Source organism: Shewanella sp., from assembly GCF_013214165.1.
Classification (GTDB): Bacteria; Pseudomonadota; Gammaproteobacteria; order Enterobacterales; family Shewanellaceae; genus Shewanella.
The window spans coordinates 12,404-34,350 of sequence record NZ_JABSSM010000046.1; the positions used below are offsets into that span (position 1 = coordinate 12,404).

Sequence of the window (21,947 nt, forward strand, 5' to 3'; positions counted from 1 at the left end):
AATAAGCTCGAGGAATGCAATTTCGCCGGGCGGCATGGGGTGATCCAAGAGGGGCGAGGCCGTCCAGCCCCTCTTGGTCAGGTGTGGGTTGAAAACCCACGACTTACCTCGGCCGTGAGGCCGCATACTCAAAATTTAATTAAAGATAAGATAAAGAGGTGGATTCCGGCCCAGAAGCATTACCGGAAAGACAATATTAAAATAATACCTCAGCCAGTTGGTAGCCAAGAATTCCTGTTTAATATCCACGACCTTAATCCAAACGGAGTTTGGAATCCCTTCTCTGCCGCTAGGCCGCACACTTCAAACAAGCTAACCGTGATAGTCTTATCGCCATATAAAGAAACAAAACTCTATTGGCGCTACGTTCAAACTAGGTTTAGATAATAATTATGCAATCAAAAAATGGCCAGTATGGGGTTGGTGACAACTCCTACAAGATGGCGGGTGGCTTAGCGGGTATCACTCAACTAGTCGATGAGTTTTACCGGAATATGAACGAATTTTCCTCGTCAAAGAAGATCCGGGATATGCATCCTGGTGACCTTACTGATTCTCGTCAGAAACTCGCGTACTTCCTTTCCGGCTGGCTTGGCGGCCCTAAGCTGTATTCTGAGCATTACGGCTCCATCAATATCCCGGCCGCTCATAAACATCTGTCGGTGGGCCATAAAGAAAGTAAGGCCTGGTTGTACTGCATGCAACAAGCCGTAGAGAATCAGCCTTACGCAGCCGATTTCAAAGTTTATCTGATGCAGCAGCTAAGCGTTCCGGCAGAGAGAATAAGACAGGTATCAGGCAGCTGATCCCCTTAGTATTTTCGGAGTCTAAAAGTTCTTCGCCAAGGCTTCTGGGTACTGGCGCTGCCTCGCTAACAGTTCGGCTCTGGCCGTCACTTCTTCTTGGGTACATTGGCCAGTTACCGGGAAATAATGCTTAGTCGCGTATTGCTCTATGAGTGCGGAGCTCACCAGTTCATTAGCAATTAAGTCTTGTAGGATGGCATCGGCGGCAGCTAATGCCGAAGAGGCTTTAACTATCTCTGCACGAGCATAATGCTTACCATGAAATGACACATCTGCCGCGCGTAGATCCGCATCATCCCCAGGAATTTGTTGCGCGCCGAATAAGGGCTTAGCCGCGACGCTAGCCTGACTAAAGCTTGGAATATATTGAGCTATATGCTCAATAGAGCCTAAGGTTCGTTTTTCGATGAGCTGCGCCGGCCATTGTCGTTCAATCTTATCCATAAAACGTTCGGCCAGTTTCGGCTGGGCACTGTTTTCACAACTCGCCACTAAGCCGTTCTTAAACAGGGTGATGTCTTGAGTCATGCCGTGTAATTGAAAATAACCATCTGGGTAAGGCGTCAATTGTGCCATGCCCTGAGGTGTGCCACGCTCCCCGTAAAAAATAACCTCAGGCCACAAGCCTTTGCAGTTTGGCCAATGGGCAACATAGGCAGCTTTAAACTCGACCATACGCCGACGCTTAGCACTGAGCATGTCATCGATTTCGCCGCTCTTAAAGCCACAGGCATTAATCACATAATCAAAATCGGCATGTATGATCTCGCTTTCATCATGCTTTTTCATCGATACACGCCAACCTGACGCGTCTGCAAGCTGTTCCAATGCCACGACTTGTGTATTGGTATGCAGATGGCAAGCGGGTAAATTATCTATCGCCATACTCGCGATAGCGGCAAAACGAAAGGCTGACAAGCCATATTCCTGCACTAAGACTATCGGAAATTTTAAATTATCCAATTCGACATGCTGAGAAAAAGCCACCAACCAATCACTCGGACATTTGGCTTGCTCTGGTAAGGCGCGCTCTTTAAGCGCTTCTATTTCTGAGCGCTCAAACAAACGAAAATATTGCTCGGGCTCACCTAACACCTTATTGCTAACATCTTGCTGGACTAACCTTGCGTATTTAGCGCGTAACGTTTCTAAACGCGGCAGTAAATCACTGGGTTCACCGGGATCATTTTTCGGCAATGCGATAACGGTTGGCCGCTTATTCACGCTTTGCGGGTATACTTTTACCGTATCGATAGATTGCTCTAGCAGAGTTAAACACTGCTCATCAGATATTTCCCGATAAAGATTACCGCCAGCATGCAAATGACAAAAGGGAGGGCCATTGACTAAGCTGTCACCTTTTTCGATCAAGCTAGTGTCTATACCCAGCTCGGCGAAGCGCAAGGCTATTGTTGAGCCTGCAACGCCGCCACCTATGATGGCAATTTTAGCACTCGCTAGAAGTGCTGTATCAGATTTTTTTGCAGCTTGATTCATTGTTCTTATTAGAGTGACGTACAAAATTCGCGATTATTTTACGTCGCAAGCACTCAAGTTTATAGCCATGAAGCACAAAAAGTTCATATTGACCAAATTCACCTTCTAAAGAACCTATTTCACGATAAAAAATCTGCTCTAAATAATCAAGCCAGCCATTATAAATCAATAACATAACTAAAATAATCAAGCCAGCCATTATAAATCAATAACATAACTAGAAAAAATCAAGCCAGCCATGACAAGTCAATAATACAACATGCAAGGTGACAGCTTTCAACTCTACATTGATTAAAAGTTGGCTATTCCCGATAGCGGCACGCATTCAATCTGTGAAACTCAATAAAATAGAGGGATTTCAAACAAAATAACGATTTTCAGGCATAACCTGTTACCTCAAAAGATTGAGGAGGAAAAAAGGGGGGAAGTGAATTGATTGTATCTAGTTATCTGCTAGGTTCTAGATATTGACAACACTTAGCAAAGTGCCGTCGTCGTTTATCTAAATGTTCACAATAGCTCGTGAGCTCTTGCAAAGTTCCTACAGGGCCATGAAATAATTTACCAAATTCAGAAGTCAGTTTTATCCAGTTATCTGCTGAAATATTCAGTCTAGTTAATAGTTTAGATGCACTTGAAGGTATTGCACCACGCTTGTCATCTCGAATAATCCTGCCCGTTGCATCTACAAGTTCTAGATAATCTTCGAGTGAAAAGTTAATGCCTTTAGATTGATTGAGTCGTTCATCCCCAATAAAAGGCAGTAGCTTTGCCGGCTGTTGGCCTTTTAAAGCTGCCTTTACTCTTATTTTAAGGCTGGTGTAGTCTGAGGTTTCTGGTGTATTGGCCATCTTTGCCCGTATGGGATTGAGCTCTACATATGCCATACAAGCCAGCACCGCGGTTTCGTCGAGTAACGCTTGGCTTTTGAACCGCCCTTCCCAGAAATGCCCTGTGCAGTTATCCTCTTTATTCGCCATCCTCGCGATTGGCTCATTGAGACACCGCATAAACCAGCTTATGTCACTTAATCGACTCCGGTACTGGGCTATTAAGTGTTTCAATTGAGAGACTTGATAGGCTTCGATCACCTCGCCTTGGGCAAATTGTTGGCTTAGCTCTGTGCCCTTAAATATTTGATGCCACTGTCCTACCACCTCTCTGTCACTCCACCTATTGGCAAGTTCGATATCAATACGCAGCACCAGGTGAAGATGATTACTCATGACCGCATAAGCCGCCACATCAATAGCAAAAACACCCGCTAAATTTAATATCTGAGTTTCAATCCAGCCACGTCGATGTTCATAAGATTTCCCTGTAAAATCATCGACTCCCGCGATGAAGGCTTGTCGAACTGTTCGGCTGCAGCAATGGTAGAATAAAGTGTCTTCAATACTAATTTGTGTGCTTCGGGGCCGGGGCATAATAGTAGCCTCCTATATCAACCAATATCTACAGCTTAAGCTTAGTCTGTGCCCCTTGATCCATCAATTAACAATGCCAATTAACAATGCCTGTCTCTATTTTTTTGTCCGCTCCCGGCTGAAGCCGGTCCTACCTCCAATTAACAATGCCTGTCTCTATTTTTTTGCTGTTTCCACTTCAACTAAAACGATTTCCCCTGCAGACATTATACTAATGATTCAAGATGTATCATTAGTCAAAAAAACAAACTAAATAAATGATTTAGGTTGTTTTTAATGTTATGGTTTATGCTTATTAATCACTCGATATTATCTAGGGCTCAAGTGGCAAAACTGAATATTAACGACATAGCTTTAATTGCTGGCGTAAGTAATGCTACAGTGTCGCGTGCATTCAGAGAACCGCAAAAAGTGTCACAAAAGACCCGTGATAAGGTGATGTTAGCCGCCAAAAATGTGGGCTTTACGCCTAGCAGTTTAGGAGCTAGTTTAAAACAGGGCCGAAGTTATAATATCGTCGTTTTGGTGCCAGATATTACCAACCCTTATTTTTCGCCGATTGTCAGGGCCATGGAGCAGGCAGCAAATGCTCGTGGGTATTCAGTCTTGCTAGGTGATACCCAGGATTGCCCCGATAGGGAACGGTCCTACGCTAAGATGGTAAAATCTAAACAAGCCGATGGCATCATCATCAACTCTCAACGTTTGCCGTTAGATTTAGACTTTGAACAAGAGCTTCTGCCCATAGTGAGTACCTCTGAACTGGTGGAAAACGATCGCATCTATCGTATTGGTGTCGATAATATCGCTATCGGAAAGTTGGCCACCGAGCACTTATTAGCGTTAGGCCATACCCGCATCGCTGTGGTTAGCGGCAACGAGCCGCTTCGCAGTTGCCAAGATAGGCTGCTAGGCTACAAGCTTGCCTTGGCCGAAGCCAATATCGCGTTTGATCCCGCGCTAGTGTATTACACACAATATTCGACCGCTACCGGCGCCAAAGCAGCGGAGAAAATTGTGGCAGACATACCCAATATATCGGCTATTTTCAGCTTTGGTGACTTGATTTCAATTGGCATCTTACACGTCTTGCACAAAATGAATTATCAGGTGCCACAGCAAGTATCCTTGATCAGCATCGATGATATTTCCTTGGCCATGTACTGCACGCCTCCCCTCACAACCGTGGCTCAACCTATGAATACGCTCGGTGAGCTGAGTATGAACACCTTGATTGACTTAATTGAGAAAAAGCCCCCTGAGCGCAAACTGACCTTGCTAGCCCATAAATTAATTTGCCGTGAAAGCACAGGTCAATATAAACCTTACACTCGGTAGCTAGGCCAACACCTCGACCAAGCATTAATTCAGCCGTTTCTTACTCCAATACCAGGTGATCATGCTCGCAATAACCGCTATGCTCGCCGACAGGGTAAATATGGTCATCGAGCCGAACTGCCATAAATAGCCACAAAGAATAGTGCCTAATGCCGTACCACCACCCAAACAAATGGTGCAATATATGATTATGCCCTTGCCTTGACTCTGCTCGCTAAATTGTTGGCGTATAAGCTCAATGATGGATGAGTGTGTGGCGCTATAGGTGAACGCATGGAGTAATTGGGCGATAAACATCAGCGGAATAAGCTCCACGAAGAAGGCGACGACCAGCCACCTAATTGCTGTGATCACCAGACTCAGGGCTAATAATTTGTCGGCACCCAGTTTAGTGATCAACCTGTGCACCACAACAAACATCACCACCTCAGCAACCACAGCAACCGACCATAAATAACCGATGATGTTTAAGCCTACACCATGTTGTTGCATGGTCAGGCTGAAGAAGCCAATGTAAGCACCTTGACTAACTTGTGCCAAAAAGACAGCGATAAACATGCCTATGCAACCACTCTCCTTCAATGCCGGCAACAGTGCTACGCTTGGTGATTTTTTCCTGGTTTGACTCTGTTCTGGTACCAGCAGGCTGCTAAATAGCATAAACAATACAAAACAGGTCAGAATGAACGGCAGTGTTTTGATGCTAATGGCTTCAAAAGTATAACCTAACCCGGTGACCGCCACGACAAAGCCCACAGATCCCCACAAGCGAATCTTGCCATAATGGGCCGATGACGGCCCCAGATGTGACAGGGTTAGCGATTCTATGAGTGGACTAATGCCTTGCCAGCAAAAGCTGAGGACAAAAATAAAAATGGAGGTTGCTAGGAAGCCATCGATATCAAATAATACCAAGGAGCATAAAAAAGCCAGCAACAAACCGAGTTTAATGACATCGATAGGTCGATGACCGCGGGTAGCCAATTTGTCCCAGCAAAAGGGGGCTATGATGTTTGATGCCAATAATAAGGCACTGCTAATGCCAATTTGACTACCAGTCAAGCCGATAGCATCAAGATAGATGCCCCAAAATGGTAGCAGTAGACCTGAAATTAAGCAGTTAAAAAAATACAGGCCCGATAGTCGCCAATACGGTAAGTGAGCCTGTTTCAATAACGAAGTGACTGCCGGGCGTGTATTCACTAAGGTAGACCTTTAATATTTGGGCTAGGTTAACCCGTGGATTTGAAGGATAACCAGATAAGCGGCTCCGAGTAAACCTGAATATCCATCGCATCGCTTCCACGGGCACTAGATCTATTTACCACCAGGTTGCATAGAGCCCCACCAAAATGAGCACGATAGCCAATGAGGCAACGTTATAACTGGTCGAAGTGCTAAAATTCATCTCTTTTAAATTAACGGCTTTGTCATGATCCTCGCCTTTCTCTATTAACGAAATTGCGACCGCGATGGCTATACAAGCTAGAAAAACAACGCTGACTCGATCCATAAACGGTAGCTCAGGCCAGAATATTTTTAACGCCAGGGACAATACCGCCGATGAAATTGCAGCCGCCAGTGCAGCATTGGCTGTGGTTTTCTTCCAAAAAATACCTAAGGTAAATATCACCACGATGCCTGGGGTGAAAAAACCAGTAAACTCTTGAATATACTGAAATGCTTGTTCGAAGTTACCTAATAATGGCTCGGCAATGATCACGGCACAGGTCATGGCACCGACGGCGATGAGTCTACCCACCATCACTAACCTCCCCTCACTCGCATCGGGGTTTATCAGAGGTTTATAGATGTCCAGGGTAAATATGGTAGAAATACTATTGGTCATTGAACTCAATGATGAAGCAATCGCTGCGATTAAGGCTGCAAAAACAATGCCTAGTAATCCATGTGGTACGAGTTTCATCATCTCAGGGAACGCTTCGTCTGGACGGTGTAAATCTGGGACTAACACCACTGCAGCGACCCCTGGTATGACAACAATCAATGGCATGAGTAATTTAAGGAAGGCACCGAAGATAATGCCTTTTTGCGCTTCGGCCAAATTTTTTGCCGCCAGTGCCCGCTGGGTAATGTATTGATTAAACCCCCAATACGAGAAGTTCATCACCCACATACCACCAATTAGCACAGAAATGCCCGGTAAACTCATATAATGTGGATTATCACGACTTAAAATCAGGTCGAATTTTTCCGGTACCGCAATCAATAAGGTTTGAAAACCAGCCCAAGACCCTGCTCCTTCGGCAATCTTATCCAGGGCTAAATATGACACGAGTAAGCCACCAAAGACCAATAACACCACCTGAATAATATCGGTGAATGCAACGGCCTTAAGACCACCATAAATTGAATAGACCACCGAAAATATGGCGAGAAACAGTAAGCAATCGGTAATAGAGAAGCCGGTAATGGTATTCATGGCTAGCGCACCGAGATACAACACCGACGTCAGGTTAACCAACACATAAACACCAATCCAGAATATGGCCATTGTCAGCTTAACTCTGGTGTCATAACGTTGCTCTAGGAACTGCGGCATGGTGTAAATGCCTTGCTTGAGAAACACAGGAATAAAGTATTTACCCACCAGGAGTAAAGTGATTGCGGCCATCCACTCGTAGGCCGCAATGCCTAAACCTAGCGCATAACCTGAACCAGACATGCCGATGATTTGTTCTGCCGAGATGTTAGCGGCGATTAATGATGCACCTATCGCCCACCAGGGCAGAGACTTACTCGCTAAGAAATAGTCGGCGCTATTTTTTTCATGGCCAGCCTCCTCTCGTGAAACCCAATAAGATATACCGATCAGACCGATACAGTAGAGGGCAATTACAATGAGATCGATTTGTGACAAGATCATCGTTGGTCCTTTATATTGATAATGAGTATTAGGCTAAGCCAATAAAATCCAGTCTGGCTTTATTACAGATCGACATTTTCACTTAGAGAGAATTCACTCTGTTTTACCTGTGCCGAATTAGTCCCTATATATAAATCAAACTCACCCGCCTCGGCACCAAAGCTCATATCCGCACGATGAAAGGCTAGGTCTTGGGCTGTGATGGTAAAGCTAATGGTTTTTGACTCACCCTTGTTTAACCAGATTTTCTTAAACGCCTTAAGCTCTTTCGTCGGCCTGGTGACTGAGCCAACTTTATCGTGTATATAAAGTTGCACCACTTCTTCACCGTCATAATCACCACTATTGGTTATGGTGATCCTTGCCTTAATGGCTTCTGTGGCGCTGAACTCATGCTTATCTAAACTAATTTCACTGTAATCAAATTGGGTGTAACTTAAACCATGACCAAACACATATAGCGGGGTATTGGCGGTATCTAAATAACGGGAAACATATTTTTGTTCGCTGCTATTTGCCAGATATGGGCGGCCGGTATTTTTCATGTTGTAATAAATGGGTACCTGACCCACATTACGAGGAAAGGTCACAGGTAGTTTTCCAGAAGGGTTATAATCGCCAAATAACACATCGGCTATGGCAGGTCCTCCCATTGTTCCCGGATACCAAGCTTCAACGATGGCATCGATATGTTGATCCGCCCATTCGATGGCCAGCGGTCGGCCGTTCATCAACACCAACACCATAGGTTTACCCAGTTGCTTAAGTTCACGCATTAATGCCAGTTGATTACCCGGTAATGTGAGTGATGTACGGCTAGCGGCCTCCCCGGTCATGTTCCATTTTTCGCCCATGGCTAGAATGATCACATCCGATTTTTTGGCCGCGGCTATGGCAGCGGCAAAGTCTTGTTGCTCTTGCTCACTGGGCTCCATATCCGTCGCAAATTCATAACTCGCTCCCTTGGCATAGATGACCTTACTGGTGCTAGCCAACTTGGCACTGATCCCCGCGAACATTGTCACCGGTTTGTCTTTGCGATCGCCTGCTGCCGACCAGCTACCGATCATGTCGGCCTTGCTGTTTGCCAAGGGACCGATCAAGGCATAGCGTGTCTCGGTCTTGCTAAGGGGTAAGGTTTGCTTATCATTTTTCAGCAATACCATAGATTTACGCGCAACATCTTGTGCAGCCTGTAAATACTCTGGCTTGTATATTTCTCGCTGTTGACGTTTCTCATCGGAATAACGATATGGATCATCGAACAAACCTAAACGGTACTTCATTTGCAACACACGACGAGTGGCGGTATTCACGCTCTGTATATCGACCTTACCTTGTTCCACTTGATTGATTAAATGATCGAAAAACACCGAACCTTGCATGTCCATGTCGACGCCCGCATTGATCGCCAATTCGCCGGCGTGTTCATTATCGCGAGCAAAACCATGGGGCACCATTTCATTTATCGAGGTGTAATCGGTTACCACAAATCCCTCGAAATTCCATTCGGTGCGTAATATATCCTTGAGCAAATAGCGATTAGCCGATGCCGGTACCCCATTGACTTCATTAAAGGCAGTCATAAAACTGGCCACGCCCGCATCCACTGCGGCCTTGAAAGGCGGCAGGTAGGTATCTCTTAACTCACGATCGGACAGGTCGGTGGTATGATAATCACGACCGGCTTGTGCCAAGCCATAGGCGGCAAAATGCTTAGCCGTGGCTAATAGGGTATCTGTCCTAGCTAAATCATCACCTTGAAAACCTTGTATTCGGGCTCTGGCTATCTGACTGGTCAAATACACATCTTCACCCGAGCCCTCGGACATGCGTCCCCAGCGTGGATCACGAGAAATATCGACCATAGGTGCGAAGGTCCAGTGGATCCCTTCGGCGGTAGCTTCCGCCGCCGCGATTCTGGCCGACAACTCGATGGCCTGTAGATCCCAACTGGCCGATTCCCCTAGTGAAATAGGAAAAATAGTTCGATGGCCATGAATAACATCGTAACCAAATAACAAGGGAATGCCGAGACGAGTCTCTTCGACGGCAATTTGCTGTAATTCACGGGTAAATTTAGCCGTGTAAGCATTAAAAATCGCCCCCACCTTGGCTTGCTTTAATTTTTCTTTGTAATCACTTTTCATCGAGGGACCGGTAACGTCCCAATCACTTGAAAACAAGGTCATCTGACCCACTTTCTCTTCTAAGGTCATCTTCGACATCAGATTATTGATGAAGGCATCCATTGTTTCATCCCGCGCAACATGGGTCGAGACAGGATCTTGGGCATCGATTTTTGCTTCGACGAAGACAGCAGCGGGGGCAGAAGTCGCGACACATGCTAATAGGGTTAAACTGGAAATAATGGCAGCACCAGATAGTTTTTTATTCATTGTCATCTCTAATTTTTGATTTTATTTTTTTAACTTCATAGGACAGTAAGCATTAATATACTGTTGATGATCAGGCATGATGCCCTGAACATCTTTCATGGTTTGGCGTAATCCAGACAATTTCTCTGTGGCACCCAGATGCACTCTGGCATCGACCAAGGGATCATATTGTTCAACATCGATTAACTGACCAACAAACACGGCTAACCAATTGGGGTTTTTAAACAGTTCAACATCGCTGGCAACGAGGCGGCCAGAATGACGAAAATGGTCAATTTTATACTGTAAACTCTCAGGGATTGGCATAGAGGCACACTCACGCCAAAAGTCACTATCTCGGCGCTCGGTCTGACAATAATGCAATATTAAAAAATCCCTGACGCTCTGATATTCATTCTGAGTGATACGGTTATATTCTTGGCTAAGCAATGGCTGGCAGTTTTTCTTAGGAAACAAGGCGAGTAACCTGTCGATGCCCGTTTGAATTAGATGCAGACTCGTTGACTCTAATGGCTCTAGGAAACCAGCAGATAAGCCAATGGCGACACAGTTTTTATGCCATGTTTTTTTACGCCGCCCGGTATTAAATTTAATCAACTTTGGCTCGCCCAGCGGCTTGCCGTCTAAATTTTGTAACAGAGACGCTAGGGCTGCTTCGTCGCTGATGTGTCTATGACTATATACGTAGCCATTGCCAGTCCTGTGCTGCAATGGAATGCGCCATTGCCAACCGGCAGCGAGCGCAGTCGAACGCGTGTAAGGCAGCAATGGACCAGTATTTTCACTCTGCACCGTGACCGCCCGGTCGCATTTGAGCCAATGTGACCAGTCTTCAAATCCAGTGTTTAATGCGCCCTCTATGAGTATCGCCCTGAAACCACTGCAATCGATGAAAAAATCGGCCTCGATAGACTCGCCATCTGCTAAGGTGACAGACTCAATAAAACCATTATCGTCATTCAGGTTAACCTGGGTGACCTTACCCTGAATACGCGTGACCTGGCGCTTTTGTGAGTAATCACGCAGATATTTTGCGTATGCCATGGCATCAAAGTGATAGGCATAATCATAGGTAGAGAGCACATTTTTTTTATCTGCGATAGGCAATGCAAACTTATTGTTCTTGGCGGCCCACCACGCCATTGAATATTCATCTAAACATGCGGCATCACCATTGGCTCGATCTCGCAACCAATACTGATGCAGAGGCACCAGATCGAAATTACGACCATAAGATCCGAAAGGATGGAAGTAGCTATGCCCTTGCTTGCCCCAATCGATAAATTCAATGCCCAGTTTGAAGCTGCCCTTGGTGTGGCTAATAAAGTCCTGCTCACTGATCCCCAGGCGTCGATTAAATTGCTTTATGGGGGGGATCGTCGCCTCTCCAACACCAATAGAACCAATATCATCCGATTCGATCAAGGTGATGTTACATTGCGACCCTAAGGTATTCGCTAATGCCGCGGCGGTCATCCAACCGGCGGAGCCACCACCCACAATGACTAGGCTAGTAATATTATTATCTTGAGACATGTTAGATTTTTTCATTATTTGCTCACGTTTAAAAAAATGGCCATAACTCAAGGTACAGCTATGGCCTTAACACTAGAACTTATATGAAGCCGCAAAGGCATAGGTAGCGCCGTAAGTGAACTGATCCACAATCGCCAGTTTTTCATCGCCCACGATTGCCGTGTAAGGCTCATCGGTTAAATTAATGCCTTGTAGCATAATCGTGAGGCCTTCTAACGACCCTGAAGTAAAGGCGTAACTGACTTGTGCATCGACTAAGGTTTCAGCTTCGGTTTGTCTTAAGGTACGTTCCGCGGCAAAGTTGGGTAATTCACCGATGTAACGATCTCTGTAACGGGTGCTTATCCGGGCTGAAAAGCCGTTGTATTCATAATACACAGTCGCGCTATACACATTTTTAGACAATCCAGGCAGTGGACTAGACTCGGCATCTGGCCCATTGGGTAAGATGTTACTTTCGGTCATAGAGCCACTCAATACCGTACCGAAATCAGATAAAAAGTCTGCAATTAGCTCGCCAGATAAGGCAAGACTGGCTTCAAAACCATGAATCGTCCCGCCATCACCATTGGCAGGAGCACTGGTAAATCCTTTAAAATATACAGGATTTAGCACGCCGGTATCATAACCGGTGAAATCGGTTTCTACTGGCTGATTATAAACATAGGAGTCCAGCTCCTTATAAAATGCGGCCAAGGCAAAGTAGCCAGTGCTGTCATCGAAATAATGCTCGAAGGATAAATCTATCGCATCGGATTTCCATGGTTTTAGTGCTGGGTTTCCGCCGCCGGCGCTCCAAGGAGTCGTGGCTAACGTAGTGCCCTTTTCTTTCGCTGGATCTAAGCCATAGGTTGAAGACGCGCGTAACTCATCCATGCGGGGGCGAGTAATGCTGCGGCTGACGCCTAAACGAAGCACATCTGAATTGGTGATCTCTAGACTCAAGTTCAGGCTGGGTAATAAATCTGAATAACTCGCGCCCAGCTCCACCGGCACTAAGGTTAAGCTGCCATCGATGACACTGGCTGAATTAGCCTTAGATGATTGCTCTACACCTATGTATTGCAAGCCAAAGTTACCAGATAAATAATAATCACTGATATCGATGTCAATATCTGCCATAACGAAGGCCGTGATGATCTCTTCTTCCACCGACCAACTACGAGTGGATAGGCCTATGTTCTCCGCCTTAATCCATTCATAAGTGTCACTGTGCATAGAGGAAGGGTCGAGTGCGTAAAAGTCACCTTGGCCGGAGAAAGAATCATTCATCACCACCGCATCGTCTGGAACGCTATCACTCGCGCCTTCTGCTAAGGCGAAAGACCATTGGCTATGCTGCTTATCTTTCTCTCTTCTATCGAAGTTGATACCGACATGCAATTGGCTGATAAAGCTATTATTCAGGCTGTAAGAGGCGGCTAACTTGAGCTGCAGCATATCATCTGTGATACGTGGGTTCATGGTGTCCCCCAGATGTCCGCCCTCGACAAATTCGGCGCCCCATCCCATAGGGTTACCCAACTTGAGCTTATCTCTATCGGTAAAATCTTTGCTGTTGGAAAATTGATGACCATCTTCATGTAACTCGAAGCTGAGCTCATTCAGTGGGTCGGTATTATAATACTGTAATTGGGTGTTCCAATCTGAACGGTCCGCCCTTGAGTAGCTCAAATCAGTTTCAAATTGCCAGTCATCACCGATGGAAAATTGAGTATTCCAACCTATGGCATAAAGCTTAGATTCGCGTTCATCGAGTTTAGTATGCACCACAGAGGTAGGGATATGTACGGTACCTTTGGTAACGATATCATTTTCAACGGTAAACCCAGGCTCTATAGCGCCGCCTGACCAGAAGAGCTGCTGCTCTATGCCACGCCACAACACATCCTCTTCGAAGTCGGTATAAAAAATATCCACCGAGGTGTTAAAGGTATCTGAGGGTTCATACTCGATTGTCCCCATCACAGAATTACGCTTTAAGGTGTTTGATTGCGCGAAAGGCTTAATACCACCGAGCATTTGTAAATCACCTGGCTCGAACGGGACATTAGCATCTGTTGAGCTGAGCCCACCCCATGCGGCGGGAAGCAGCCCATCCCAGTAGCCATCTCGTCTGCTTTGGGTGGCGATTTCACTGCTGGAAATCCCCAACATCAGACCGATAGTATCGTCTGCATATTGATCGATATATGAAAATGTTAACCTGTGACCATCGTTATCGGCATCCGGATTTAATGCTTCATATTCATTTTTTTCATAGGCGCCACTGATGAAAAATGTTTGTTTGCCATGGGCTAGAGGCTTCAAGGTATGTAGATCTACGGTGCCGGCAATGCCCTGACCGATAAGAGACGCATCGGGTGTCTTATACACGGTAGCGCCGCTTAGAAGCTCTGACGGATACTGATCATATTCGACACTGCGGTTGTCGCCGGTACTGACCATTTGACGACCATTTAACAAGGTGGTGCTAAAGTCCGGTGCCATGCCCCGAATACTCACGGTTTGGGTTCGACCGTTTATGCGTTGACCCGCCAGGCCTGGCAATCTTGCCAGTGACTCTGCAATACTGACATCGGGTAATTTACCTATGTCTTCCGCGGTGAGTGCCTCTACGATAGAGCTGTTGTCTTTTTTCAGTAATTGCGCCTTGATAATGCTAGAACGTATTCCAGTCACCTCAATAACGTCCATAACTTCTTGTTCTTTAACTTCTTCGGCTAATATTACAGAACTGTATGCCAATCCGGCGGTCATGAGTGCGATCGATATCGCATTGAGCTTTATCATTTTCATTTTTATATCTCTTGTTATTTTTATGTCTGCCAATTCTCGTATCAATGATTAAACTTCATATGATCCAATTTTTGTTTCAAATAACCATTGTTGTGTAGAGCTCTGTAGGTAATATCTTTATTTTTTGTTTATTGTAAGGCCCGTGCCACGCCCCTATGACTAAACATCATATGATCAAAGCCTTGTTTCAAATAAGCATTGTTGCGCAGGGCATCGTAGGTAATATCTTGATTTTTTGTTTGTTGTAAGGCCCGGGCTACGCCCAGTACTTGCAAGCCTAAATTCCACGAACCTTTCAGTGAATTCCAATGAAACTCGGTTCCGCTAGTGCCCAAGCCAAATGACTCAATATTATTTAAGGGGGTGAATGATTTTTGAGTTTGAATAAGGTAATTGAACACGGCATTAAATGTTTGCGGATCTTCGGCTGAAATCATGGCGGCGTAATGGGGCGCTACAACAGGATAAGAGACACCAGGCCAGTTGACGCCATCATGAAAACCGCCATGACCTCCGACACCCCATGCCTTATATTCATCACTCGCGGCCACCATCCATTTTTCGGGTACCTCTGCGGCGCTAAAGCCAAACAGCCCTAAATTATCGTAAGCTAGCCATTGATCTCCATAGTGACTGGCAAGATGTTGCTGCTGTTTGATTCGCATCTCACTGCGATATTGTGCCCAATTATTGCCCCACGCATCGGCAGTTCCAGTATTAACGGGGAAAAACAGAGCAGCCATCTCATCATTAAAACCTGATCCATCCCATGTAGGCGCGTATTGATACGCAGGATTTAATAAGTTTGTTTTTCCGGTAGCCGCCCCATGCAATACGCCAATGATGTAACTTTCAGAGCCAAACACATCCCAGCGCACATAGACAGTCGAACCATTTTGATCGACATAGGATAATAAGTTTCCCTGGCTATCATATCCATGCGAAACCGGTTCGGTATAATTATTGGTTAAGTCATTCCAATCGATATTTTCAGCCATTGCCTCTATCGGTGCCGAATTTATGCCTATGATGTTATCGGCCAATATTAATGCCGATAATGTAATGGCGGTGTCGACACTGGAATACTCAGATTGTGGTCTAAGCACCATTGAGCCTGAACTATTCATTTGTAGATAATGCGGTAATAACCCTTTCTGTGTGGGCCAAGACTGCATCTTATCGTGTATTTTTCGCACTATCATATCGGCATCGAGGGCGTTAACATAACCCATTTCTTTACCGAGAGCGGTGGCGAGTGCAAATAATGCCGTGGCTGGCACACCCGCGGTCCCCCGGCCGTTATTACCTACCGGTAACGCGCCCACTTCCCAACTGGCTCGCTCTCCGATTAAACCTAGATCACCATCATATTGATGACTCATATGCGCATAAGAGTAGAGAAATACCGCTTCTTCTGTGGTCAGTGCCGGCGACTGAATGACCACACCCAGCTCGTCAACTTTAGCCCAGCTGTTGGCAATACCTGAAATGAGGTTTATTTGTTTGATATCGAATGCTATCCCACCATTGGTGATATCGAGTTCTAAGGTATTAGTGCCGCCATCTAGGATGAAGGTCTGTGAATATTTAATCGCACCATCGCCATCGATAACTTCTATTTTAAAATCACCCTGACCGTCCTTGATCGCCACCTTGATTGTTTCAATTTTAGATTGATAGGCCGACTCTATATAGGGCCCAAGAACTCGATGGGTATTCATCATCAAGTTCGGCGTAGCTATGTGGTAGGTATGCAGCCAGACCCCAGCCCAACCATTATCATTGGCAGATAAGTCTGCGATACCATCGCCCAAGGTAGCCTGACCGTTACCTCCCCACATGGCACCTAGGTCTGATCCTATTCTGGTATAAAACCAGCTGCGGCCGGGGACGCTCGTCCCTTCAAAGTCATCAATCACTACATAATCACTAGCAATAACAGCAGCATAACTGCTTGTCATCAGACAAGAACTCATCAAGGAAACAATCAATAAGACTATTTTTGATGTATTTATCATCTCGAATAAATGGCTATTTTTTTTGTTCATAGGCTCACCCATCAGTTTTTATACTTGTTATTTTCTCGGCGATTTTATCCATAACCGCTGTTTAGCATATACAACAGCGTTAACCATCAATATTGCAATCCCTGTTAACATTGATTGAACATGTATACGTATACATTATGGATAAAAAATAACCTTGTCAATGATAATCTCGATCTAATATCATGCTTAGATGCCTAGTGGCTGGGTGACACAGCCTCAAAGAGGCGAACCAGAACGGTTAGGGATGAGGTAACATTAGTCTGACTAATACTTATTGAAGTGTTAGTTTAAATGTTAACAACTTGGGGTAAAACACCCGAGACTCAACACCTTGATGCCAAATGCCGGTATTGTCATTGCCGAGGTTCATCAGGGAACTCACCTCGGCTAACATGGAGCCTTATGACGGATCAGACAGTTCAACTGCGAGGCATCACCAAAGCGTTTATCGATGGCGGCGTGTGTCATAATGTCCTCGATAAACTCGAGTTACTGCTCGCCCAAGGTGACACCATAGCGCTCACAGGTGCCAGCGGGAGTGGCAAGAGCACCTTATTGAATGTTATTGCCGGGTTCGAGCGGCCCGATGCTGGCTCCCTTAGCCTGCTAGGCGTGAATACTTCGCCATGGAATGACAGTCACTGGAGCCATTTCAGGCGCGTCTCTTTGGGCGTAGTGTTTCAACAATTTAACCTGCTGACCCCGCTTAACGTCGAAGATAACATCGCATTTCCACTCAGACTCAATGGCTTAGATTGGAGCCCCTGGTGCGATCACCTGCTCGATCGCTTAGGTCTGAGGCCATTACTCGAGCGCCATGTCGAAGCCTTATCCGGTGGTCAACAACAAAGAGTCGCCATCGCCCGGGCACTGGCCCATAAACCCAGGCTCCTGTTAGCCGATGAGCCCACTGGCAACTTAGATCAGCTCGCCAGTATAGAGGTAATGAGGCTCTTATGTGAACTGGCAGCAGAGCAGGACACCAGCATCATCATGGTCACCCACAGCATGGAATGCGCCGAGTTTATGCAACGCCGCTGGCATCTGGATAATGGCCAGATCCATGAATAATATCGGGGTCATCCCCATGACTAGGCTCTGCCTTGGGCTCTTCTTGGCCCATTATCGCCAAGCCCCTCTGCAGGCTGGTGCCATCAGTATCGGTATTATTCTGGCTGTCACCTTGCTGATTGGGGTTCGCACCACCAATGAAAACGCCATTCAGAGCTACGGCTCTGCCACCGAGCTACTGAGCCTGCAAGCCAAATGGTCCGTCACTGCGCCACTTGGCAGTAAGTGGCTCGACGAACGCCTGTACCTGGATATGCGCGCCGACGGTTTCAACAATAGTCTGCCTGTCTTGCAAGGCGTGACCAGCGACTCGAATGGCAAACGTTGGCGCATTCAAGGCAGCGATCTTATGGCCGCCCTCACCGCTTTCCCAGCCTCAGCTTCTCGCATCACGAGTGAAGCCAGAACTAACGCTGGCCGCGGGCTATTCTCGGTAAATATTCCCCTAGGAGATATCTTATCCGGCGCGCCCATAGTACTGACCAGCAAATCATTGGCGGAGCAACTCTCCCAAGACGGCGATCTGGTACTCGGGGGCGTGAAGATGAGTGTTATCGCCTTAGACGATGCCAGTAATTTGGGCTCTGATATCTTAATGGATATCTCTCTGGCCCAGCGCATACTCAAACAGCCCAATAAACTCAGCTATATCGCCCTCTTCTCCGACATCAGCAGTGACAAGGGCCAGTTGGAGCGGCTTATTGGACATCGAGGCGTGTTAGTAGAGAGTGATAATGGCGCTGGCCTCACCGCCCTCACCGAGAGCTTTCACCTTAACCTGACCGCCATGAGCCTGCTGGCCTTCGTGGTCGGCCTGTTTATCGCCTATAACGGGGTTCGCTATAGCTTACTCAAGCGGCAGAGGTTACTGACACAGCTACAGCAACAAGGCATAGCCAAGGCCCCCCTAATGTTGGCTCTGTGTATCGAGCTTCTGCTCTTGGTCATCATGGGTTCAGTCATAGGATTTATGCTGGGATTGCAGCTCAGTCATTGGCTGCAGCCCATGGTTTCGGTCACATTGGAGCAGCTTTATGGCGCTAAGATATTTCCGGGCCAATGGCAATGGAGCTGGTTGTTTCAGGCTATAGGCCTGACGTTTTTCGCCGCGCTGGCAGCTTCGGCGTCATTATTTTTTCGGCTAGTCCGTCAGCCTCTGGCCGGTAATTCGAGCCAATTTATTCAGCAAAAAAGTGCCGATAACATCTATCGCTATCAATTATTGATTGCCATCACCCTCGGACTAGTGGCATCGATTTCACTGCCCTTCAGCCAAGACTATCGCTACACCATGGCCCTGCTTAGTCTGGTGGTCATCGCCATCCCCTTAGCCCTGCCCTGGTCTCTGGCATTTATGGTCAAGCAGCTATTAAAGATAACGCCTAAGGGTCTATTGCATTATCAGGTCGCCGAGACCAGGGAGCTAATCGCCCCCCTGTCGCTGGCCATGATGGCCATGTTATTAGCGCTGACGGCCAATATATCCATGAACACCTTAGTGGGCAGCTTCGAGAGCACCTTGAAAAACTGGCTCGATGCCAGACTCCATGCCGAGCTCTATATCAGGCCAGCATCCCATCAAATTGCCGAGGTGGAAGCCTTTTTGACCAGACACCAGCATGTGGATGCCCTCTATCAATATTGGCAGCTAAGCAGTAAACAAGACACGCTGCCCATCAATATCGTCACTCGAGATAAGCAGTCCCTAACCGAGACCACAGTATTTAAACAGACTGTGGACAATATGTGGCCCGCATTTTTTGCTAATAAACTGGTGCTGATCAGCGAGCCACTGGCCATCAAGTTACATCTCCGGTTAGGGGATAGCATAGACTTACAGGCTCTGCCAGATAATCACTTTACCGTGGGCGGCGTGTTCTACGATTATGGTAATCCCTACGGCGAGGTCATCATCTCACCCGAGACTTGGCGAGCCAATGGCTTTCCAGCGACCCCCATGAGTCTGGCCATAAACCTTACTGGAGACACCGACAAATTCAAACAAGAGCTACAGCAGGTATTTTCGATACCCGACGCCATGATATTTAGCCAGAAGAAGATTAAGCAGCAGGCGATCATCATGTTTAAGCGCACCTTCTCTATCACCCAGGCATTAAACTCCTTGACCCTGCTCGTGGCGGCCATCGGCTTATTTAGCGCCTGTTTCATGGTGACCCAAGCGAGAATGGCGCCCATGGCCAGGCTCTACACCTTAGGAGTCACTCGCCGTCAGCTCACTGCACTCGTCTTCGGTCAGATCTTGATTATCGTCTTGCTTACCTGCCTGGTAGCCCTGCCAATGGGCGCCATTTTAGGTTATCTGCTGATCAATAAACTCACCCTACAAGCCTTCGGCTGGAGTATCGCCATGGAATGGGATTGGTTTGCCTATGGCCAGGTGGTCTTGCTGGCTCTGGTCTCCAGCTTATTAGCCGTGGCTTTTCCCTTGTATATGCAAACCAAGCAAGCGCTGATCGCTAGCCTGCAGAAGGAAGTGATATGATGCCCAAGCCCCCCCTAGTCATGCAAGCCTGCTTATTATTGGCCGTCCAATTCCGCCTTTATAAGCACCAGACCAAGCAAGCGCTGATCGCTAGCCTGCAGAGGGAAGTGATATGATGCCCAAGCCACCCCTAGTCATGCAAGCTTGCTTATTATTGACTATCACCATGCTTACGGCCTGCTCTAAGCCCTCGACACTGACATCTACACCTAGCTCTATGGCAAGCCTGCTAGGCGATGATGCAGCTGGCTATACTGCGGTTGATAAACAGAGGAAGATTAGTTTTCCCGAAGATCATCTATCCCACGATGATTTTCGTCAGGAGTGGTGGTATCTCACCGCGAATTTAGAGACTGATGAGGGAGAACCATTGGGGCTGCAATGGACCCAGTTTCGTGTCGCCCTATCCCCTGAGAAAGCCTCTGAACAAGCCTCTGAAAAAGCCGCTTCACCCACTAGGCTCACAGATTCAGGCTGGGCCAGCAATCACATTTTTATGACCCATGGGGCCGTCACCACTAAAACTTCACACCTTGCCGAAGAGAGATGGTCGAGGCGCCATCCCAGACTGGCCGATGTCTCAAGCAATCCCCTCACCATCAAGATAGATGACTGGCAGTGGACGGGCACAGGTGAAGACTTGTTCCCGGCCAGGCTCAGGGTCGATGCCGAACAATTTAGCTACCAGTTAACCCTGCAAACGAGCGCGCCCTATCAGCTCCAGGGAGAGCAAGGCTACAGCATCAAGAGTGCCGACGCCTCGGTGGCCTCCCATTATTACAGCCAGCCTTTTATCCGAGTGTCGGGCACTGTGACTATCGACGGAGAACATCATAGCGTCAACGGCGATGCCTGGTTAGACCGCGAGTGGAGCTCGCAGTTTCTCAACAAGACGCAAGCTGGCTGGGACTGGTTTGCCCTTAGATTAACAGATGGGTCAAGCTTGATGCTGTTCCAACTGAGGGAGCAAGATAAACCTAGCTTCTATAGCGGCCGCAGAATGTTTGCCGATGGCAGCGGCCGTAATATAGCCGCCAAAGATATCCAGCTGCAAGTAGCGAACTGGCATGAAATAGACTCAGTTTACTACCCTGTTGCGTGGAATATTTCGATACCCTCTGAAAGTATTGATATTCGCACCCAGGCGCTCAATCCCGATGCAAGAGTCCCTTTAACTATCAGCTATTGGGAGGGGCCTGTCATTGTCTCAGGGAGTCATAAAGGTGAGGGCTATATGGAACTGACGGGATATGATCACTAGGGCTTAGATAGCTTTGGCCGTAACCAATACTAATACTAATAAATTGAAAACCATGAACGTCATTAACAAGCCGCTGTTTAATATGATTTTACATCAATATCACTCGCCGAATATTGCTTAAAATGTTTAGGGACCACTCTGCCAATGAGTGATAGTTGAGGCCGCTGAGCAGAAAGACGATATCGAGTGGGATAAGGCACGATGCAATGCCGACTTACCTCAAGCGTGGCCAATCCATCGTGCATACTTTTTTGGCTATGTTCCATAACATTGTTGTCCTCCATATGCTGCGATCAATATTCGGCGTTTATCTAGCTTTGCGTTACTTTCTTTAAACCAAGCGAGATAATGCGATAAGTACTTTGTGGCTACTCC

General features: G+C 46.7%; 14 protein-coding genes and 1 pseudogene. 5 read left to right on the forward strand and 10 right to left on the reverse strand.

The features are described from left to right. Nucleotides 1-392 precede the first annotated feature (392 nt). Complete coding sequence (locus tag HRU42_RS13575; protein WP_295031861.1) at nucleotides 393-806, forward strand: group II truncated hemoglobin; 414 nt, start codon at nucleotides 393-395, stop codon at nucleotides 804-806. 21 nt (nucleotides 807-827) lie between these two features. Here the strand turns inward: HRU42_RS13575 and HRU42_RS13580 are convergent, their stop codons facing one another. The 3 genes from HRU42_RS13580 to HRU42_RS13590 all read right to left on the reverse strand — a co-directional run bounded on the left by HRU42_RS13580 (nucleotide 828) and on the right by HRU42_RS13590 (nucleotide 3,730). Further along, nucleotides 828-2,303, reverse strand: coding sequence for an FAD-dependent oxidoreductase (locus tag HRU42_RS13580; RefSeq protein ID WP_295031862.1), 1,476 nt, complete (start codon nucleotides 2,301-2,303; stop codon nucleotides 828-830). Further along, nucleotides 2,278-2,502 carry a hypothetical protein gene (locus HRU42_RS13585; RefSeq protein WP_295031863.1) on the reverse strand — a complete coding sequence of 75 codons (225 nt, stop codon included), beginning with the start codon at nucleotides 2,500-2,502 and terminating at the stop codon, nucleotides 2,278-2,280. The genes HRU42_RS13580 and HRU42_RS13585 overlap by 26 nt, the downstream gene beginning before the upstream one ends. A gap of 247 nt (nucleotides 2,503-2,749) precedes the next feature. Further along, on the reverse strand, nucleotides 2,750-3,730 hold the full coding sequence (locus tag HRU42_RS13590) for a transposase (RefSeq protein ID WP_295031864.1): 981 nt from the start codon (nucleotides 3,728-3,730) through the stop codon (nucleotides 2,750-2,752). Between the two features lie 324 nt (nucleotides 3,731-4,054). Here HRU42_RS13590 and HRU42_RS13595 point away from each other — a divergent pair, with 324 nt between their 5' ends. Then, nucleotides 4,055-5,068: a LacI family DNA-binding transcriptional regulator gene (locus tag HRU42_RS13595; RefSeq protein ID WP_295031865.1), complete on the forward strand. Its 1,014-nt coding sequence runs from the start codon at nucleotides 4,055-4,057 to the stop codon at nucleotides 5,066-5,068. Nucleotides 5,069-5,092: 24 nt separating this feature from the next. Here HRU42_RS13595 and HRU42_RS13600 read toward each other — a convergent pair whose 3' ends face one another. The 6 genes from HRU42_RS13600 to HRU42_RS13625 all read right to left on the reverse strand — a co-directional run bounded on the left by HRU42_RS13600 (nucleotide 5,093) and on the right by HRU42_RS13625 (nucleotide 16,737). Beyond that, entirely contained in the window at nucleotides 5,093-6,271 is a 1,179-nt protein-coding gene (locus HRU42_RS13600) for an MFS transporter (protein ID WP_295031866.1), read from the reverse strand. Between the two features lie 118 nt (nucleotides 6,272-6,389). Then, a complete protein-coding gene (locus HRU42_RS13605; protein ID WP_295031867.1) occupies nucleotides 6,390-7,955 on the reverse strand; it encodes a sodium/sugar symporter in 1,566 nt (521 codons plus the stop codon). 62 nt (nucleotides 7,956-8,017) lie between these two features. Then, nucleotides 8,018-10,354 carry a beta-glucosidase BglX gene (gene bglX / locus HRU42_RS13610; protein WP_295031868.1) on the reverse strand — a complete coding sequence of 779 codons (2,337 nt, stop codon included), beginning with the start codon at nucleotides 10,352-10,354 and terminating at the stop codon, nucleotides 8,018-8,020. 21 nt (nucleotides 10,355-10,375) lie between these two features. After that, nucleotides 10,376-11,905 (reverse strand): tryptophan halogenase family protein, encoded by a 1,530-nt coding sequence (locus tag HRU42_RS13615; RefSeq protein ID WP_295031869.1) that lies wholly within the window; start codon nucleotides 11,903-11,905, stop codon nucleotides 10,376-10,378. Nucleotides 11,906-11,962: 57 nt separating this feature from the next. Further along, nucleotides 11,963-14,689, reverse strand: a complete 2,727-nt coding sequence (locus HRU42_RS13620; protein ID WP_295031870.1) for a TonB-dependent receptor — start codon at nucleotides 14,687-14,689, stop codon at nucleotides 11,963-11,965. Between the two features lie 128 nt (nucleotides 14,690-14,817). Then, entirely contained in the window at nucleotides 14,818-16,737 is a 1,920-nt protein-coding gene (locus HRU42_RS13625) for a hypothetical protein (RefSeq protein ID WP_295031871.1), read from the reverse strand. Between the two features lie 402 nt (nucleotides 16,738-17,139). Here HRU42_RS13625 and HRU42_RS13630 point away from each other — a divergent pair, with 402 nt between their 5' ends. The 3 genes from HRU42_RS13630 to HRU42_RS13640 all read left to right on the forward strand — a co-directional run bounded on the left by HRU42_RS13630 (nucleotide 17,140) and on the right by HRU42_RS13640 (nucleotide 21,572). Continuing rightward, entirely contained in the window at nucleotides 17,140-17,808 is a 669-nt protein-coding gene (locus HRU42_RS13630; RefSeq protein WP_295031872.1) for an ABC transporter ATP-binding protein, read from the forward strand. Continuing rightward, nucleotides 17,801-20,311: an FtsX-like permease family protein gene (locus HRU42_RS13635; protein WP_295031873.1), complete on the forward strand. Its 2,511-nt coding sequence runs from the start codon at nucleotides 17,801-17,803 to the stop codon at nucleotides 20,309-20,311. The genes HRU42_RS13630 and HRU42_RS13635 overlap by 8 nt, the downstream gene beginning before the upstream one ends. A gap of 112 nt (nucleotides 20,312-20,423) precedes the next feature. Next, complete coding sequence (locus tag HRU42_RS13640; RefSeq protein ID WP_295031874.1) at nucleotides 20,424-21,572, forward strand: lipocalin-like domain-containing protein; 1,149 nt, start codon at nucleotides 20,424-20,426, stop codon at nucleotides 21,570-21,572. A gap of 255 nt (nucleotides 21,573-21,827) precedes the next feature. On the opposite strand, the pseudogene HRU42_RS13645 reads toward HRU42_RS13640, so the two are convergent. After that, nucleotides 21,828-21,947 (reverse strand): annotated as a pseudogene (locus HRU42_RS13645) (IS1595 family transposase); the annotation flags it as partial.

Bases quoted from the DNA above. Each gene is read 5' to 3' on its own strand.
- HRU42_RS13575 (WP_295031861.1), top strand. From the start codon at position 393: ATGCAATCAAAAAATGGCCAGTATGGGGTTGGTGACAACTCCTACAAG.
- HRU42_RS13580 (WP_295031862.1), bottom strand. From the start codon at position 2,303: ATGAATCAAGCTGCAAAAAAATCTGATACAGCACTTCTAGCGAGTGCT.
- HRU42_RS13585 (WP_295031863.1), bottom strand. From the start codon at position 2,502: ATGGCTGGCTTGATTATTTTAGTTATGTTATTGATTTATAATGGCTGG.
- HRU42_RS13590 (WP_295031864.1), bottom strand. From the start codon at position 3,730: ATGCCCCGGCCCCGAAGCACACAAATTAGTATTGAAGACACTTTATTC.
- HRU42_RS13605 (WP_295031867.1), bottom strand. From the start codon at position 7,955: ATGATCTTGTCACAAATCGATCTCATTGTAATTGCCCTCTACTGTATC.
- bglX (WP_295031868.1), bottom strand. From the start codon at position 10,354: ATGAATAAAAAACTATCTGGTGCTGCCATTATTTCCAGTTTAACCCTA.
- HRU42_RS13615 (WP_295031869.1), bottom strand. From the start codon at position 11,905: ATGAAAAAATCTAACATGTCTCAAGATAATAATATTACTAGCCTAGTC.
- HRU42_RS13620 (WP_295031870.1), bottom strand. From the start codon at position 14,689: ATGAAAATGATAAAGCTCAATGCGATATCGATCGCACTCATGACCGCC.
- HRU42_RS13625 (WP_295031871.1), bottom strand. From the start codon at position 16,737: ATGAACAAAAAAAATAGCCATTTATTCGAGATGATAAATACATCAAAA.
- HRU42_RS13630 (WP_295031872.1), top strand. From the start codon at position 17,140: ATGACGGATCAGACAGTTCAACTGCGAGGCATCACCAAAGCGTTTATC.
- HRU42_RS13635 (WP_295031873.1), top strand. From the start codon at position 17,801: ATGAATAATATCGGGGTCATCCCCATGACTAGGCTCTGCCTTGGGCTC.
- HRU42_RS13640 (WP_295031874.1), top strand. From the start codon at position 20,424: ATGATGCCCAAGCCACCCCTAGTCATGCAAGCTTGCTTATTATTGACT.